Source organism: Tautonia marina, assembly GCF_009177065.1.
GTDB classification, from domain to species: Bacteria; Planctomycetota; Planctomycetia; order Isosphaerales; family Isosphaeraceae; genus Tautonia; species Tautonia marina.
This window is the reverse complement of sequence record NZ_WEZF01000001.1, coordinates 201,719-218,369: the sequence shown is the minus strand read 5'-3', so window position 1 is coordinate 218,369 and position 16,651 is coordinate 201,719. Positions and strand designations below refer to the sequence as shown.

Sequence of the window (16,651 nt, the reverse complement as noted above, 5' to 3'; positions counted from 1 at the left end):
GGTGCTCCGCCGACGCGGGGAAACGGACGGCGTTCGTTACGATACGGACCACTCTCGGCAGGTACTCAAGGGAGGGGACACGGATGACCCTTCGGCCATTCGATCGAACACGGCGGTCCCTGGTGCTCGGGACGCTGGGCTTGGGGACACTCGCCCTGGCCGCCGGGTGCGACCCCCGCGCCCTGGCCTATTTCCTCCAGCCGTTCGAGCCCACGATCGACGCGCCCGGCCCGTCGCTTAAAGGCAAAAAGGTCGTGATCCTTTGCCACGCGACCACCGGCACCATGTCGGACTTTCCCGACCTGGAAGACGACCTGGCCAAGGGGCTCGGCCGTTCTCTGGCCGGCTCGGTCAAGAAACTCGAGCTCGTGCCGCACCAGAAGGTCAAGGTCTGGGTCGACGGCCACCCCGGCTACACCGATCCGTCCGACGCCGGCCGCGACTTCGAGGCCGACAGCGTCATCTTCCTCGAAGTCGAGGCCATCCAGCTCGAAGACTACCGCAGCCCCGGCCTGTTCCAGGGAGCATCACGCATTCATGTCAAGGTCTTTGACCTGATCGAACCGACCGACGACAAGGGCAAGCCGATTCCCGGGCGAGATCGTGAGATCGTCGTCTCGCACGACGAGATCGTCGAAACCTCCTTCCCCCGCACCCAGGGGGCCATGCCCATCAGCGCGACGGTCAACCGCTCCGCCTTCCGCAAGAAGTTCCTGGAAATCGTCATCGCCGAACTCGCCTGGCAGTTCATTCCCCGAAGCTCCGGCGACATGATCCAGGATACGAGCTTCTGAGCCCTCGGCTCGGCTCCCTGCGACACCTCGAACAGGGCCGAAGGCTGAGCATGGAGCTCGGCCCTCGGCCCTCAAGCCTTACTCCGGCCGTTGCTTCGGCTGGGTCATCAGCGAAACAACCACCAGGACCAGGAACCCGAGCGGGATCGTCACCAGGCCCGGCTGGCTGAACGGGATGATCGATTGCTCGGCAGGCAACCCATACACGTCTCGATAGGCCTGGGCACTCAACAAGATCCAGGTCAACGACGTGATCATGCCCACAAAGATCGCCGCCGTGATGCCCCACTTGGTCGTCTTCCGCCAGAACAGGAGCATCACCAAGGCCGGCAGGTTTGCCGAGGCCGCTACGTTGAACGCCCAGCCGACCAGAAAGCTCACATTGAGCTTCTCAAAGGCGATCCCCAGCGCCATGGCCACCACCCCAATCACCACGGCAGACCCCTTGGCGATCCGGACCTTCCGCAGGTCGCTCATCGGCCAGCGCAGGACGTTCTCGATCAGGTCGTGCGCGATCGCCCCGCTGGCAGCCATGATGAGGCCCGACACCGTCCCCAGCACGGTCGTAAACGCCACGGCTGAGATGACCGCGAACGGCAGCTCGCCGAAGCTCCGGGCCAGGAGGGGCGCGGCCATGTTCGAGTTCGTCGGGTCGAGGACCCCGCCGGTCATCGCACCGAGGCCGAGGTAAAGCGTCAACACATAAAACGCGCCGATCGCCGCAATGCCGACGACCGTGCTCCGCCGCGCCGCCTTCTGGTCCTTTACCGTGTAGTAACGGATCAAGATGTGAGGCAACGACGCTGTCCCGCCGAACAGGGCAAGCATCAACGAAATGAAGTCAAGCTTATCGACCAGCCGACCGCTCCGAATCCCCTTGAAGGTCGAGCTGCCTCCGGGAACCATCAGGTCGTTCCCCTCGGTCGGCACGGGATAATAGACGGTCGTCACCGTGCCGTCGGCCTCTCGGATGATCCGGTTGGTCCAGGCGGCGATGGTGCTGTCCTGCACGGTGGTGAGGAACTCGATCGGGCCAAGCTGGCCGGTTTCGGTTTGATCGTCGGGTAAGCGAATGACCTGCCCCACCGCCTTCAAGTCCCCCTGCCCTTCCCCTTTGCCCTGGGGCAAGCCGTTGGCCAGCCGGGTTCCATCGGGCAAGACGGTGAGCGTCTGCCCTCGGGCCAGTTGATCCCCGTCCGGGTCAAGGCGATGCCAGACGGTGACGATCCCGGTGTCTCGGTCCTCGGCCCTGACGAACGGCTCGTCGCGCCAGCTCTCGGTTTCGGGAAGGATGCGGAGGCCTGGATCGTCGCCCAGGTCATCGACGGTCGTGGTCTCGAACGGTTGGAACCGCCCGTCGGGCACCTCCGGCTCGGTCGTCAGACCGCGACGGAGAATGAACACGGCCAGCACCGCGCAGAACAGGACCAGCAAGGCCCCCTTGATGAATTGCACATACGAGGTGGACACCATGCCCGCCGTCACCACGATGAGGACCACCACCGCACCTACCGTGATCACCCCGGCCTCGTGTGGCAGGCCAAGCAACGGCCGGACGAGCGTCCCCGCGCCGACCATCTGGGGAATCAGGTAGAAGATGCTCACCACCAGCGTACTGGCCGCCGCCGCCAGGGTGATTCCTCTCGAATCGAACTGGCTATTCAAGGCATCGGCAAACGTAAATTTACCGAGTCGTTTCAGCGGTTCGGCCACCACGAACAGCGCAACCACCCAGCCGGCCAGGTAGCCGATTGAGTAGAGGAACCCGTCGTACCCGGCGAACGCGATCATCCCGCAGATGCCCAGGAACGACGCGGCCGACAGGTAATCGCCCGCGAAGGCGATTCCATTCACAAACCAGTGAATTTGCCCGTGCGCCGCGAAGTAACCGCCGGGCTCCCGAGCTTTCCGACCCAGGTAGAAGCTCAGGCCGAGGACCGTGCCGACAAAGGCGGCGAAGACCGCCACGGCGATCGTCGAGGGTTCGTAAATCATCGCCCGGCCCCTCGCTCCTGATCCCCGTCACCCCCCGGCCGCGTTCCCGAGGCGGCCCAGTGCCGGTCGGCAACGCGCTTACAGATCGCCATATAGACCAGAGACAGGATAATCGCCGCAACGATCAGGCCCAGGCCGGTTGAAACCGCCAGATTCAGGCCCCCGGTGGGCCGTTTCGCCATCACGTCGGGAGCGAACGCATTGACTCCCACGAATGCCGCATAGAGGGCCAGGTAGATGACAAAGAGCCAGAGGCCGACCTTCGCGTAGGCGATCGTCAGGGCCGGCGGCTCGTCAACATCATGCGCGGGAGGACCGCCACGCGTGCCGGCGGTCGATCGGTCGTGAATCGGAGGCACAGTCGCACCGGGGGTCAGTGGATCCGCAATTCCGCGAGGGAATCGCCTGGACCAAAGGGGATGACAGATCGGCGTAGCGTAGCCGAACCCTCGCCGATCGCAAGCCCCTGCCGGGGGTTCAGAGGCCGAGCGACCAGTCGAGCCACTCATACGCCCGCTGCTGCGCAATGGGTGGGTACGCGTGCCCCTCGCCGTGGTTGAACAGGCCGAGCGAATCTCCCGCCCGCAGCAATTTCCAGACGGGCAAGCATGCTTCGATGTACGGCCAGCTCTGATCGCCGTCGGCCGAGTCGCCGCCGATCAGCAAAAACGACCGCGGCGCGACCAGGGCAAGCACCTGGGAATGATCGAGCGGAAAATCGGGCCGACTCGCCTCCTCGCCGTGATACCAGGGGGCGTCCCAGTTCGAGTAACCGATGCCGATTCCCCCCTCGCTCGACACGGTCGCCCGAACCCTCGGGTCAAACGCCGCCAGGAACAGCACCTCCTTCGCCCCGAGCGAGTGGCCGATACTGGCGATCCGCCCGGCATCGACATCGGTTTGCGCTTCGAGCAGATCGAGCGCCCGCTGCGCATCGTAGAGCATCGCGGCCGTGCCGGTCGCTCCGGGATGCCTTGCCCGCTGGCGGGCGACGGCCTTCGTATAGCGGTCGAGCTCGTCCGGTCCGTCCCAGAGGAAGCACGGCGGGCAGATCGCCACATACCCCCGGCGGGCCAGGTGCAGGCCGATGAACTTGTCGCTCGGCCCATCGAGCCCGGCCGGCTGTCGGATGGTGGCGTCGGTCGTCGAGTGCAGGACGACCGCCCCCGGCCTGCCTCGGGTCGGGGCCGGATCGGACGGACGCAGCAGGTACGCCTCGACCGTCCGGCCCGGCTCGGGATCGTAGGCAATGAGCAGGCGATCGACCGCGCGCTGGCCGCTGACCTCGGGCTCGACCTGATCCTGTTCCAGCACCCGGATCGCCGGCACGTTGCGCGGCCTCGGAATCACGCCGAGGAAGGATCGCCAGCGTTCCATCAGCTCGGCCCGCCGGTTGGTCCAGGCTTCGAGCGTCGTGATCGGCCGATGCTCGGCATCGAACAGTAACGGGGCGGGCCGATCGGCCTCGGATGGGATCACGTCGGGAGGCGTCTGGACCTGAGGAAGCCACGAGGGAGGGGAGCCTCGATCGCGCATTGGGCACGACTCCGGAATCAACAAAGAAAACTCAGGGCAAAATCCGACGATCCGGGCCATTCGTCTCGTGGCCACGCGACGAACCTTTGAGAAACCGAGAATTGTGTCGGATTCATTCACCCGGATGCGATACGATAGGAGAACGAGTCGGAAGTAGTGTGACACGACCGGCCCACGAATGACCTATGCTAACGGCGTCGTCGTGCATCGGGCAGCGGGTGGAACCGATCCTGAGCCAATCAGCGCCCGAGCTTTGCAAAGAATCGTTCCACTCCATGCCATCTGATGCGTTGGCATCCGTGTCCTCACGGAAACCTCAGGACCGGATGATCGTCGCCGCGTGCGATGCAGCTTTTTGAGAACGGAAGGTGCAACAATGAGGACACAACATCACCAATCGGGATGGATGCTCGGAGTCGCGGGGCTGATCCTCGCCACGAGCCTGGCGCCGATCGGGAACACTGAGGTCCACGCGCAAGAAGCCGCTCGGGCGCCTGTCCAGGCGCCGTATTACGCACCGACTCCGACGAACCTGTATGCCTCAAACCTGGGAATCTACTACCGGCTTGAGCCTTACGGGAACTCGCAAGGAGCCCGCTTGACCCAATATCCGGTCGCCGGATCGCCGGCCAGCCAGATCCAGCTGGAACCGGGCGACATGATCACCGCGCTCGACGGCCAGCCGATCTACGGGCCGAACGACCTTCTGAACCACACGGCGCAGACATCGGTGCAGTTCATCAACATCCGCACCGGCCAGCCGCAACTGAACTGGGTGTTCATCCCCACGGTCGGTCCTGGCCCGGTGCCGCCTCCGTTTCCGCAGCCGGCCCCGCCTCCGTTCCCGCCGGGTCCGGGTCCGTTGCCCTACACGCTCGGCGTGGCCACCCAGTTGACGGCGGTGGCGAACAATAACCAGGTCTATGCCGCTCCGGTGCCGGGCCAGCCGGCGCCTCGGCTGGCGCTGCGGCCGATTTATGGCCTGCGCGTGACCCAGGTGGTTCCCGGCGGAGCCGCGCAGCGGTCAGGCATTGAGATTGGCGACACGATCATGTCGGCCAACGGCATCCCGATGAGCGACTCGAACGCCCTGAGACGGGTGATCGCCAGCTCGGGAGGAGCGCTGAACCTGATCGTCCGCGATGTACGCAACCCCGGTGTCGATGTGCCCGTGTATGTCGTGCTCGATGCCTCGGGAGGCCAGGTTTACGCCAGCCCGGCGCCGGTTCCCTCTCAGGCTCCGACGACGCTACCCGTGCCCAATCCCATTCCCATGCCCTGAGGCAAAGCCACCCTCGCCCCGCCCTCGGGGGAGAGGGTGGCCGTCACGCGAACGCTGGCCAGGTGCCTGGACGCAGCGTGTTGTTCTGCGGCACCAAGACCCTCACCCCGCGAGTGGGGAGAGGGAGCCAGAAACCGACCCTCGCTCCCGCTCGCGGGGGAGAGGGTGGCCGCAGGCCGGGGTGAGGGGGCTGATGGCGAAGACGCCAGGCCTGGCGCTCCGGCCCCGGACCCCTCACCCCGGCCCTCTCCCCACGAGCGGGGAGAGGGAGGCGGAATTCGGCCCTTGCCACCGATGGCGCCGGAGCGTCCTTATCCCTTCTGCCGACTGCCGAGTGATTACTCGGCCCCTTCGGCGGGAGCGGCATCCCCTTCGGAGGCCGCGTCGGTCGCCGGGGCCTTGACCTTCGGCTCGTTGGCGCGCTGGGCGCGGGCTTCGGCCTTGGCGGCCTTCTTGGCCTTGCGGGCCTCGCGCTTCTGGGTGCGGACGGCGGCGGCTTCGGCCTCGTTGGCCTTGCCCCGAATGCGCTCCTTGAGGCGGACGGCCTTGCCGATGCGGTCGCGGAGGAAGTACAGCTTGGCCCGGCGGACCTTACCCGAGCGCTTGACGACGACGTCGGCAATGCGGGGGGAGTGGACCGGGAAGGCCCGCTCGACCCCTTCGCCGGCGACGATCCGGCGAACGATGAACATCTCGCGGACGCCGGCCCCGGATCGGGAAATGACGACGCCGTTGAAGATCTGGATGCGTTCCTTGTCCCCTTCAAGAATCCGGACGTGCACGTCGACCGTGTCGCCGATCTCGAAGTGAGGGACCTTCTCGCGCAAACCGGTCTTCTCGACCAGTTCCATCAGGGCGTTCTGCATGGGAGGGGTCCTTTGTGTATGGCTTGGATCGGGTTGAATCAAGGAGGAAGGTATCTTGAACGTCCGAAGCGCTCGCAGACGATCGTTGGCCTGGGGTTAGCTCGTGCCGACTTCGCGTCGTTGCTGGCGTCGCCAGCGGTCGATGGCGGCGTGGTCGCCACTGAGCAAGACGTCGGGCACGGTCAGGCCGCGGTACGAGCGGGGTCGGGTGTAGTGTGGATATTCGAGGCCGCCGTCGGGTCCGAACGATTCGTCGATCGCGCTCCGCTCATCGCCCAGCACGCCGGGAACCAGCCGCATGACCGCGTCGATGACCACCATGGCCGGAACTTCTCCTCCGGAAAGGACGTAGTCGCCGATCGAGAGGGTCTCGGGTTTCAACACGTCGAGAATTCGCTGGTCGAACCCTTCATAACGCCCGCAGAGCAGGGTGATTCGAGGTTCCTTGGCCAATTCCGCGACGAACGGTTGATCGAGGCGTCTTCCGGAAGGGGTCAGGGCGATCAGGCGTCCGGGTCGGTCGCCGAAGCAGGCTTGCACGGTCTCGACGGCCGAGACGACCGGGGGGGCCATCATCAGCATGCCGGGACCGCCGCCGTACGGGGTGTCGTCGACGCTCCGGTGCCGGTCGAGGGCCCACCGGCGAATGTCCCAGAGGTTGACCGAGATCAAGCCGCGGCGGATCGCCCGCTTCAGGATGCTCTCGGACAGAAACCCCTCGAACAGGCCGGGGAAGAGCGTCAGGACGTCACATCGCATCGTCGGAGGGCCCGCTGGGCGTCGGCCGGCCGGGGCCGGAAAGGGCGTGGGTCAGGCGGTCGAGAACGTGCGGAGGACAGGATCGGACAGTACCGCATCGCGTCGTCCGGTTCCGGCCGGCCGACCCAGCCCGTCAAGGTCCTTGGCGGCCGGGCCGGTCAGGCCTGCGATTCCTCGGCCTTCGGCTCCTCGGCCGGGGTGGCGTCGGCGGCCGGAGCCTCGGCGGCGGGGGCCTCAGGCTCGGGGGCCGGCGGGGCGGCCTTCGGCTTGGGGGCGGGTCCGCCGGTCAGGTGAGTCGTCTTGGCGCCGGGGGCGGGGCGCTCCTCGGCCGGGACGTTATCCCAGGCTTCGCCGTTGGCCGGCTTGGTGATGCCGTGCCGCTTGAGCATCGCGGCGACCTTCTCGGTCGGCTGGGCGCCGACGGAGAGCCAGTAGCGGACCCGAGGGGTGTTGAACCACTCGCGGGCCGACTCGTTGCGGACGAGCGGATCGTACCAGCCGAGTTCCTCGATGGCGCGGCCGTCACGCGGGGTGCGGGCGTCCATCACGCAAATCCGGTAGAACGGGCGGTGCCGTCGGCCGAACGACTTCATGCGAATCTTGACCATCTCGAACGATCACTCCCAGGCAATCGGAAGCGCGGCTCGGACGCATGTTCTTTGGGTTCCAAACGTGTCGGGCACCCCCCTGCCCTCGCGGAAAAGCAAGGGAGAGAGACGGGGCCGGTTCCCGAGCCATCGGCGGCCCCGCGGCCGGCGGATCGACCCGACCGTGGCGGTCGGATCAAAGGCCGGCTCATACCCTCTCATTCGGCGAATCGGATTGGCGAGACGTTCCATCCTTCCGGTCAGAACAGCGGCCGGGCCCTTTTTTTTCGTCGTCTCGCCGTGGGCGAAAGAGGGCCGGGCCGTTGGTTCGAGGGTGCCCTCCCGCTCGGGGCACTCGTCGCGTCGCGTCGCGTTGCGGCACAGGTCGTGTCGCGTCGTGTCGCGGACTTAGGGGTTCGGTCCCCCTTTGCGTTTCTCACGAAGCTCGCGCTGCAGGCGGCGGGCTTCCTTCTCGCGGAGTTTCTTCTGCTTCTCGCGTTCCTTGGCGGAGAGGCGCTTGCCGGTGCTTTGCTTGGTCGTTTTGAGCATCGCGCCGGGGTTGAAGGCGCCGGCCTTGCCGAGGCCCGAGAGGGTCTTCACGCGGTCGAGCATCGACATCTGCGACATCTGCTTGACCATCGCCGCCATGGCGTCGAACTGCTTGACCAGGCCCGAGACGTCTTGCGGCTCACAACCGGCCCCGGCGGCGATCCGGCGGCGTCGGCTGATGTCGATCGTGTCCGGGTCGCGGCGTTCGGCCGGGGTCATGCTGTCGATGATCCCCTGGATGCGCTTGACCTCGGCGTCGGCATCGACCCCTTCGAGCATCGAACCCATCTGGTTCATGCCGGGGATCTTGCCCATGAGGTCCTTGACCGACCCCATCTTCTTCATCGTGACGATTTGCTTGCGGAAGTCGTCGAGGTCGAACTTCCCCTTGGCCATCCGCTCTTGCTGGCGCTTGGCTTCTTCCTCGTCGACGGCGTCCTTGGCGGCTTCGACGAGGCCAACGATGTCGCCCATGCCGAGCATCTGGCCGACGATCCGCTCGGGGTCGAAGACGTCGAGCCGTTCGAGCTTCTCCCCCATGCCGACGAACTTGATCGGTACGCCGGTGACCTGCCGGACCGATAGGGCGGCACCGCCTCGGGCGTCGCCGTCGAGCTTCGTCAGGATCACGCCGTCGAGTTCGAGCGCCTCGTTGAACGATCCGGCCGATGCCACGGCGTCTTGCCCGGTCAGGGCATCGCAGACGAAGTAGACCTGATGCGGGCGAACCTTCTTCTCGATCCGCTTGAGCTGGCCCATCAGCTCGTCATCGACGTGCAATCGGCCGGCGGTGTCGAGGATCACCGTGTCGCGGCCCAGACGATCGGCCTCGGCCACCCCTTTGCGGCAGACCTCGACGGGGTCGGCCTTCGACGGGTCTTCGGTGTAGACAGGAACGTCGAGCTGCTGGCCGAGGACCTTCAATTGCTCGATGGCCGCCGGGCGTTGCAGGTCGGCGGCGACGAGCAAGGGCTTGCGCCCGAGGCCGAGCATCCGGCGGGCGAGCTTGCCGCAGGTGGTCGTTTTGCCCGAGCCTTGCAGGCCGCAAAGCATCAACACCGTCGGCCCAGTTTTCTCGAAGCGGATGTGAGGGTCGCCCTCGCCCATCAACTCGATCAGCTCGTCGTGGACGATCTTGATGATCTGCTGGTCGGGGCGGACGCTCTTGATCAGCTCCTGGCCGGCGGCTTTCTCGGTCACGCGCTTCATGAAGCGCTGAACGACCTCGTAGTTGACGTCGGCCTCCAGCAAGGCGGTGCGGACGGCCCGCAGGCCCTCCTGCATGTTGGCCTCGGTCAGCTTGCCACGGACCTTGAACCGGCCGAGGGCGTCTGACAGGCGGTGCTGGATATCGTCAAACATGGCAAAGGCGTACCGTGATCGCCACTTTGGGGGATTGCGAATCGCCAATTGTAACGATCACACCATCGGCGGGCAATGCCGGCGCTTCGGAAGCCGCTCGAAGTCGAGGTCTGCCGGCGATCTCCTCTTCCTGTGAAGCCGCGCCCAACACTCCGAGCCGGACGCAACGCTCCCCGTTATCCCAGGGACCGAGCCTCTCGGACGAGCCGAAGACGACGGATCGCATCGAGCCGGGCGTCCGGAGCCGATCGGCTCGGCCGGACGAACGATTCGGGGCCGAAGGTCGTGGTGAAGTCGGTGCCGGGCTGGCCGGCCCCTGCTCCGTCGAGGAAGGCCCCCGAGGCGGAGGTCAGGCCCTCGGGAGGGGTCCCGAGGACAGTCAGTTGATAGGTCCGGTGGAGCGGCAGGCGACGGATCGGCACCAGGGAAACCACCGTTCCGCCCTCGTCGAGCGTGGCCGAGGCCATCGGGATGGCCCGGTCGTCCCCGGTCCCGAATCGGCGGTCGAGGCCGGGGGCGAGGAGGCGGTATCGGGTCGGATCCCCCGCGCGAACCGGCTCCATCGGCTCACTGAATGCAACGAGAATTTGAGTGGGCCGGGCGTGGAACCCCAGGCGATGCAGGCTGGTGACCGTCGGCGGGATCGCCGGCCAGACGACCGAGGCCGGATTCGAAACGATGGTCGAGCCACCGGGCAGAGTGGCCGAGGCGATCACCGTATCGACCCCCGGCCCTCCCTCACCGTCGTAGGAAAACAGGAGGCGGCCGGCGGCGTCGGTCAACCCGATCGGCCCGGCAGTCCCGGCGTTCGGACCGGAGACGACCTGGACCGCACCGGGGACACCGGCCAGGGGCACGCCGTCGGCGTCAAGCAGGGTCAGTGTGACGGTCACAGGTTGGCCGATCTCGGGCGACGAGGGGACCGGAGTCGCGACGATCTCCGCAGACGCCTCGGCCTCGAACGCGCCGGAGTCGGGGGCGGAGGCCGAAGGTCGGGGAACTCCTCGCTGGTCGGTCGTCACGCCCAGGACCGGCAGCGCAGCGTCGAGGGCGGCGCTGCCGGGCCAGAGGGCTCGGGTGGGGGTGGGTCCGCCATTGTCGCCCAGCGGGCCAAGGCGGGGATCGGCGCCGGTCCGATCCGACGGATCAAGGGGCAGATTCGGCGCGTCGGCAAAAACATTGCCGCCCATCGAAAGCACCTCCGCGCCGTTGGTCACCAGCGAGCCGCCCGGGTTGGTCCCAAACAGGCTCGACGCGATCGTCAGCTGACGAGGAGCAAGCGGTGGAATCGTGAACGCGACGACGCCACCCCCCTCGTTGTCGGCGAGGGTTACATGGGCAAGCATCACGTCGCCGTCGGTCGAAAGGCCGCCTCCGGACAGAGCGCGATTCCCGCTGATCGTCGTGTTCACCACGGTCGCCGAGCCCGACTGCCCCTGCACCAATGCCCCACCGGCTCCCGATGGCCCGAAACCTCCCTGGCTCTCCACCACGTTGCCACTCAGCGTTGAGGCCGAGAGGGTTAACGGCCCGTTGCTGGCAATGGCCCCTCCCAGGCCGATGCAGCCCCGAACGCCCTGGGAGTCGGCCCGGTTCTCCTCAAAAACGGATTGCGTGATCGACAGCGGCTCGGTACTGAAGACTGCCCCCCCTCGGGCATCGGCCGAAATCCCCTCGGTCGCCTCCACGCGATTCCGGGCGAAGGAGGAACCGAGGATCGTCATCGGCCCGGCATTCCGGATGGCCCCCCCCTGGGCCGAGGCAGAACTCGTCGGCCCTCCGGAAGCCTGCGAGACGGCCCGATTGTCCTCGAAGGCCGATCCCAGAATCGCCGCCGTCCCGAAGTTGACCAGCGCTCCGCCCGAGGCCGGCACGCTGAGGAATCCGGACAACCGCGCTTCATTGGCCGAGAACGAGGAATCGACCACCCGAAGCAGGCCCGAGTTCAGGATGCCTCCCCCCTGCGCCCCGGTCCCGAGCACGACCGACCGCAAGCCCCCTGTGGCCACGTTGTCGACCACGACCGAGCGGTCGAGCGTCAACGTCGCGTCGTTGTCGATCCCCCCGGCGACATTCGCCGAATTGCCGTCCAGGGTCGAGGCGCTGATCGTCATCGTTCCGGAGTTGTGGATGCCGCCGCCCCGGCCGGTCCCCGGGTTGAGCGAACCGATGAGCTGCATCCCGCCGGCCGCCCGGTTGGCAACGATCGACGAGCGGACGATCGCCATCGTCCCCGAGTTCCAGATCGCCCCCCCGGTGCCGTTGCCGCCGCCACCGATGGCGCTCAGCCCCTGGGCCTGGTTCTCCCGAAGGAGGGAATCGACGATCGTCATCTCACCGATATTCGCAATGCCGCCGCCGGTCGCGTCGGCCAGTGCGAAACCGGCCCGATTCCCCTGGATCGCGACGCCGGAGAGAACCAGCATCCCCGCATTGGCCACGCCGCCGCCGGTCGTCGCCAGACCTCCGGTGAGGGTCAGACCGGAGAGCGAAACCGTCACCCCCTCGGTCACGGTGATGAGTCGGAAGGCTGGGGCCGCCTCGTCCTGCGACCGCGCCAACGTCAGCAAACCAGCCCCCGGACCGGCCAGGGCAAGATCCGTCTCCAGGTCCGGTAGGCTCGTGTTCAGCGTGATCGTGCCGGTCAGGCCCGGCTCGAAGCGAATCGTATCGTGGTCGGGATCACCATTCGCCTGCTCAATTGCCCCGCGAAGCGAGCCGGGGCCGGCGTCGTCGAGCACGCTGACGGTGAAGGTGGCTAGCAGGCTCCGGGGCTCCAGCCACTCGGGGCGAGGACAGAGGCCGTTGCGGCGGCGACGGGCGCCCCGCCGATCGGATCGGGTGGACATCACCGGCCTCCATCGACCTCGGCTCCGGGGATCGGCCCCGATCGTTGACCCGCCTGCCTGACCGATTCTGGCCTAACCCGCCTGAACGAACGCCGAACGTCTTCCAACCTGACTCACCGGATCTCCGGAGTCAAGGTTTGACGATCAACGACGATGACGGGAGCCACGGAATCCGGGCGCCCTGGGGTGTCTGGCGATGGCCCCGGAGAAGCGAGGAGGCTCAAGGGGCCAGCAGCGGCGAGCCGTCGCGGGCGGCCTGGGTCAGCTGTGCGACCTCGTCGGCCGAGAGCGGGCGGTCGAAGATCATCAGGTCGTCAAGCAAACCGGCGTAGCTGAGCCCGAGGAAGATGACCGCCTGGCTCGGGTCCCACGAGAAGCGCTGATTCCAGCCCGAGACGGTTCCTTGCAACGTGCCGTCGAGGTAGAGCCGGGCCTCGCCATTGGGCTCGCCGGTGTTGAAGCGATCGAAGGTGATGGCGATATGGGTCCAGCGGCCTGAGGCGAACGGAGCATCGGCGACGGCGACCACCGGCTTTTCGGCGGCGGGCAAGGCGTCGAAATCCTTGTTCTCGGGATTCCAGACCGCCAGATCCGCCAGCACGCCGAGCCGGAAGACTCGGGGGCGGTCGTCCCGGGTGAAGTCGTTCCAGATGGCCGCATCGTTCCAGGCCTTCTGGGTCACCTGAATCGGGTCCACGTAGGTCGGCGGCAGCTCCGATTCCGGGTCGAGGCTCAGAAAGTAAGAGATCGTGCCCGACCACCCCTCACCGCTCCCGGGGCCTTCGAAGGGCAGGTTGTCCTCGACCCGGAAGAAGTGAACCCGCTGGTTCTCCTGCGAGAATCGCAAGGCTCCGCCCGATCGCCCCCCCTCGGCCACGCGATCGACGCCGGGGCCGGCCGTCCCGGCCACCGGGTTCTCTCGGGCGGCCGTCGCGGCGGAAAAGAAGGTCGAATCTCCCCGGGCCACGTCGGCATCAAACCCCCGGTCGAAGGTCGCCGCGAAGGTCAACGACCTGGCGAGCCCGTCGGGTAACGCGGCGTCGGTGTCCTGGGCCATCACCCGGGAACGATCCGAAGCGGCCAGGACCACCAGCAGGATCACAACACACGGGGCGAATCGGCGCGGTCCGATCATCGGCTCATCCTCTCGATCTTCCAGGAGGCGCACTCGGCATTCAGGATCGAGCGTAGCATTCTCGCCTCCGCTCGGAAACAGACCACAACGGTCGTCCAGTCGGAGGCGAGTCTGCGGGAAGGCGATGCGGGCACACCGTCAAGAGGCGGCTCCCCTCAACCCGCGGAGCCCGAGCATCACGGGGTTGGGGCGGCGGCTCCTGGTCCCTTGCCGCCGGGGGTCATGGCGTTGATCTCGGGTCCAGACGACTTCCCTTCATCATCGGAGGGAATTTCCACCAGGCCGGCTTCATTCCCCTCCACCGGGGTCGAGGAGGCATTCTCTCCTCCCGAGCACCCGGCCGCCAGAAGGCAGGCCGAGATGCCGAGGATTCCGAACATCCCGGCAAAGGTCCGACGTGGTTCGAGGGCGGATCGACTTCGATCGTTGCGTGAGAACAAGGGAGGCTCCTCTCAGTTCGGTCATGGGAGGCGAACACGTTGCTTCGGCAGCGAGAACGTGATCCAAGCAAGAGAACCCCGCCCGGATCGATCATGCGATCAACCCAAGCGGGGCATCAACTCGTCGTCCGGGAAACAGACTTCGCGGAATCAATCACACGCTCGACGGGTCAGGTCGGAACCGAGACGCTCAGGAGCCGTTCCCGGTTCCTCGCCGACCTGGCCGATCATCCCCGATCGGCTCAGTACTGGTCGGCGCTGATGACCTCGCCGCGGTTCTTCGTGGCCAGGGCCTGGTAGACGCCCGACCGGAAGACGGTTGGGTCGCCGACCTCGTAGGTGGTCGCCCAGAAGGCCGAGCCGTTGGTCTGGGTCGTCAGGCCGACCGGCAGCTGAGTCCCCTGGTCGATCTGCCAGGTGTCGATGGTTTCCTTGATGAACTTCACCGAGCCGTCGGCCATGGCGAAGTTCGCGCCGCCGGGGTGGAAGCTGCTGGCGGCCATGATGTGGGCGTCGGCCCAGGCGTTGGCCGGAGCAAACCGCGGCATCTTCTTGTGGGCGTTGATCGGGTACATCGCGGTGATCTGGGTGTCGCCGTAAGCGCCCGAGGTCCACCAGCCCCAGTCGCCGTTCTCGGCGGGGTTGCGGTCGGCCAAAATGCCGTTGGCGTGCTCCATGAACATGATGGTGTTGCTCAGGCCGTCCTTGATCTCGGCGAAGGTCGTCTCGCTGTGCACAGAGAAGACGCCCAACGAGTTGGCCCGGACCCGGCCGTACTGCGAGTGGACCAGGCCACTCGGGAAGCCGTCGGTCGGCGGCAGCGAGTAGGTGTTGCTCGGCCACAGACCACCGTTGCCGGCATAGCTCGTGTGAGCCATCCGCGGGTAGGCGGTCGAGTTGTGGGTGCTCAGCTGGGTGGCTGTCGGGTCGCTCGGGCAGGCGTAGGTCGACACGGTGGTGCCGTGGATGGTCAAGTTCGCATCCATGAACATATTGAGGTCGTAGTTGATCGCGTTGTGCAGGTTCGTCTGCTCAATGTACGGCAGGAAGGCCGGCAACGGGCCGTGCAACGAGGTCACATAGCCGGGCATTCCCGGAACCCACCCCCAGCGCAGGCCGGAGGGGAGCCGCTGCCACGAATCCACGTAGTTGTGGGCGGCCAGCGCCATCTGCTTCATGTTGTTGGTGCACTGGGCGCGGCGGGCCGCCTCACGGGCACTCTGCACGGCCGGAAGCAACAGGGCGATCAAGACACCGATGATGGCAATAACCACCAGCAGTTCGATCAGCGTAAAGCCGCGTCGCGAACCGCAGTGGGATCGAGGAGGACGATTCATCGAGAAGCTCCGGGAGAATCGAGACGTGACTGCCGGTCGGATTGTGAAAAAAAAATGGAAATGCTGTCGGGAAAACGACCCTCGTTTCGAAGATCCTGATGCCTTCCCTTCAGATTGAATCAGGGCGGAATGCAAGAAACGGACGTGTGATCCGAAGAACATTCCAGATCGAAAGACCCAAGGTCCCCCGACACGGCGAAAAACGACCACACGTGAAACGTGAACATGAACAGGCAAGCACCACCGCCCAGCAAGCACGGGGCGGGGCCGGGCCATTGATCCTCAATAACGAGGAATGACCCGGGGGCGACGGTTCGGAAGCGTAGGTTCGGCCTTACAGACCAAGGGGAAGGATTGCGTGACCAATCCCCACCCGGCCCGATCCGACGCCTCTGAGCAAGGCAGATCATCCATCGAGAACGTGCCCCACTCAACCGACGCGGGTTGAGCAGGATGAGATGCGGGAACGTCAAGAAACGAACCACTCCCACCAAAGCCCGGCTGAATCCTCCACGCGTGGCAGCACGGCAGGAATCTGCCGCGAGGCATTGCGTGAATGATCGGCTTCAATGCGACGGGATCGGTTTCGTCTCACTGCCAGGGCAACCACGGGCAGTCGGGAGAGGGGGCCGCTCGTGGTTCAAGCGCTCTGCTGAGTGAAGCATTGCATGCAGATGCATGAAGGGGCTCGATGACACTCAACGGTCATCTGTCATAGTCCTTTTGAACCTCCCGAATCAAGGGGGCAGTGAACGAATCGAGAAGAAAGCCGTCTGAAGGCCATTGAATTTCGGACGTGTTGAAAAAAAACGACTTCCCCGCCGGGCTCGTCGGCCAAACAGATTGAGTGCATTGCGGCTCGCAGTCTCCTCCGAACGGGGAGGGGTTGGTGTCGCGCTTTCACCAGGGATCTCGACCCCCTCACCATCCCGGGAGGGGCTTCTCCCGAATCGAAAACGGTCGCTCACGCGCGAAGCAATTCGAGATAGGATGCGGACTGTTGCGGTCGTCTCGCCGCCTTTCGGCGAGTCCCGGGAAGAACTTCAGCCGAATCGGCGAGAATTCGAAAACTTGAGGTGGACAGCCTCGGGAGCCTCCAGTATTCTCCGCCCCGGTTTCGGAACTCCACCTTCTCGGAGCGTCGCGAACGGACTCGACGA

At 66.0% G+C, this 16,651-nt stretch carries 12 protein-coding genes and 1 pseudogene; 2 read left to right on the top strand and 11 right to left on the bottom strand.

What is annotated here, in order from left to right; translation table 11 throughout:
- Nucleotides 1-83: 83 nt before the first annotated feature.
- Nucleotides 84-794 (top strand): hypothetical protein, encoded by a 711-nt coding sequence (locus GA615_RS00865; RefSeq protein ID WP_152049370.1) that lies wholly within the window; start codon nucleotides 84-86, stop codon nucleotides 792-794.
- A 78-nt stretch (nucleotides 795-872) separates the two neighbouring features.
- Here GA615_RS00865 and GA615_RS00860 read toward each other — a convergent pair whose 3' ends face one another.
- From GA615_RS00860 to GA615_RS00850, 3 genes are all read right to left on the bottom strand, one after another.
- A complete protein-coding gene (locus tag GA615_RS00860; protein WP_152049369.1) occupies nucleotides 873-2,789 on the bottom strand; it encodes a sodium/solute symporter in 1,917 nt (638 codons plus the stop codon).
- Nucleotides 2,786-3,148: a DUF485 domain-containing protein gene (locus tag GA615_RS00855; RefSeq protein WP_235904962.1), complete on the bottom strand. Its 363-nt coding sequence runs from the start codon at nucleotides 3,146-3,148 to the stop codon at nucleotides 2,786-2,788. Before GA615_RS00855 ends, GA615_RS00860 begins: the two co-directional genes overlap by 4 nt.
- Before the next feature lie 118 nt (nucleotides 3,149-3,266).
- Nucleotides 3,267-4,325, bottom strand: a complete 1,059-nt coding sequence (locus GA615_RS00850; RefSeq protein ID WP_152049367.1) for a dienelactone hydrolase family protein — start codon at nucleotides 4,323-4,325, stop codon at nucleotides 3,267-3,269.
- 376 nt (nucleotides 4,326-4,701) lie between these two features.
- Between GA615_RS00850 and GA615_RS00845 the strand changes: the two genes are divergently transcribed.
- Nucleotides 4,702-5,607 carry a PDZ domain-containing protein gene (locus tag GA615_RS00845; RefSeq protein WP_152049366.1) on the top strand — a complete coding sequence of 302 codons (906 nt, stop codon included), beginning with the start codon at nucleotides 4,702-4,704 and terminating at the stop codon, nucleotides 5,605-5,607.
- A gap of 518 nt (nucleotides 5,608-6,125) precedes the next feature.
- On the opposite strand, the pseudogene rplS reads toward GA615_RS00845, so the two are convergent.
- The 8 genes and pseudogenes from rplS to GA615_RS00805 all read right to left on the bottom strand — a co-directional run.
- Nucleotides 6,126-6,473, bottom strand: a pseudogene (gene rplS / locus GA615_RS00840) (50S ribosomal protein L19); the annotation flags it as partial.
- Between the two features lie 96 nt (nucleotides 6,474-6,569).
- On the bottom strand, nucleotides 6,570-7,232 hold the full coding sequence (gene trmD, locus GA615_RS00835; protein WP_152049364.1) for a tRNA (guanosine(37)-N1)-methyltransferase TrmD: 663 nt from the start codon (nucleotides 7,230-7,232) through the stop codon (nucleotides 6,570-6,572).
- 158 nt (nucleotides 7,233-7,390) lie between these two features.
- The gene (gene rpsP / locus GA615_RS28550; RefSeq protein WP_152049363.1) at nucleotides 7,391-7,840 is read right to left on the bottom strand and encodes a 30S ribosomal protein S16; all 450 of its coding nucleotides are present in this window, start codon (nucleotides 7,838-7,840) and stop codon (nucleotides 7,391-7,393) included.
- A 387-nt stretch (nucleotides 7,841-8,227) separates the two neighbouring features.
- Nucleotides 8,228-9,730, bottom strand: a complete 1,503-nt coding sequence (gene ffh, locus GA615_RS00825) for a signal recognition particle protein (RefSeq protein WP_152049362.1) — start codon at nucleotides 9,728-9,730, stop codon at nucleotides 8,228-8,230.
- A 176-nt stretch (nucleotides 9,731-9,906) separates the two neighbouring features.
- Nucleotides 9,907-12,579 (bottom strand): choice-of-anchor Q domain-containing protein, encoded by a 2,673-nt coding sequence (locus GA615_RS00820; RefSeq protein WP_152049361.1) that lies wholly within the window; start codon nucleotides 12,577-12,579, stop codon nucleotides 9,907-9,909.
- A 220-nt stretch (nucleotides 12,580-12,799) separates the two neighbouring features.
- Nucleotides 12,800-13,714, bottom strand: a complete 915-nt coding sequence (locus GA615_RS00815) for a LamG domain-containing protein (RefSeq protein ID WP_152049360.1) — start codon at nucleotides 13,712-13,714, stop codon at nucleotides 12,800-12,802.
- Nucleotides 13,715-13,890: 176 nt separating this feature from the next.
- The gene (locus GA615_RS00810; protein ID WP_152049359.1) at nucleotides 13,891-14,094 is read right to left on the bottom strand and encodes a hypothetical protein; all 204 of its coding nucleotides are present in this window, start codon (nucleotides 14,092-14,094) and stop codon (nucleotides 13,891-13,893) included.
- 302 nt (nucleotides 14,095-14,396) lie between these two features.
- Nucleotides 14,397-15,491, bottom strand: coding sequence for a DUF1559 domain-containing protein (locus tag GA615_RS00805; RefSeq protein WP_161602124.1), 1,095 nt, complete (start codon nucleotides 15,489-15,491; stop codon nucleotides 14,397-14,399).
- Between the last annotated feature and the right edge of the window lie 1,160 nt (nucleotides 15,492-16,651).

What these genes read in the sequence shown, in the direction of transcription:
- GA615_RS00865 (WP_152049370.1), top strand. Translation starts at nt 84, where the DNA reads ATGACCCTTCGGCCATTCGATCGAACACGGCGGTCCCTGGTGCTCGGG.
- GA615_RS00860 (WP_152049369.1), bottom strand. Translation starts at nt 2,789, where the DNA reads ATGATTTACGAACCCTCGACGATCGCCGTGGCGGTCTTCGCCGCCTTT.
- GA615_RS00850 (WP_152049367.1), bottom strand. Translation starts at nt 4,325, where the DNA reads ATGCGCGATCGAGGCTCCCCTCCCTCGTGGCTTCCTCAGGTCCAGACG.
- GA615_RS00845 (WP_152049366.1), top strand. Translation starts at nt 4,702, where the DNA reads ATGAGGACACAACATCACCAATCGGGATGGATGCTCGGAGTCGCGGGG.
- trmD (WP_152049364.1), bottom strand. Translation starts at nt 7,232, where the DNA reads ATGCGATGTGACGTCCTGACGCTCTTCCCCGGCCTGTTCGAGGGGTTT.
- rpsP (WP_152049363.1), bottom strand. Translation starts at nt 7,840, where the DNA reads ATGGTCAAGATTCGCATGAAGTCGTTCGGCCGACGGCACCGCCCGTTC.
- ffh (WP_152049362.1), bottom strand. Translation starts at nt 9,730, where the DNA reads ATGTTTGACGATATCCAGCACCGCCTGTCAGACGCCCTCGGCCGGTTC.
- GA615_RS00820 (WP_152049361.1), bottom strand. Translation starts at nt 12,579, where the DNA reads ATGTCCACCCGATCCGATCGGCGGGGCGCCCGTCGCCGCCGCAACGGC.
- GA615_RS00815 (WP_152049360.1), bottom strand. Translation starts at nt 13,714, where the DNA reads ATGATCGGACCGCGCCGATTCGCCCCGTGTGTTGTGATCCTGCTGGTG.
- GA615_RS00810 (WP_152049359.1), bottom strand. Translation starts at nt 14,094, where the DNA reads ATGTTCGGAATCCTCGGCATCTCGGCCTGCCTTCTGGCGGCCGGGTGC.
- GA615_RS00805 (WP_161602124.1), bottom strand. Translation starts at nt 15,491, where the DNA reads ATGAATCGTCCTCCTCGATCCCACTGCGGTTCGCGACGCGGCTTTACG.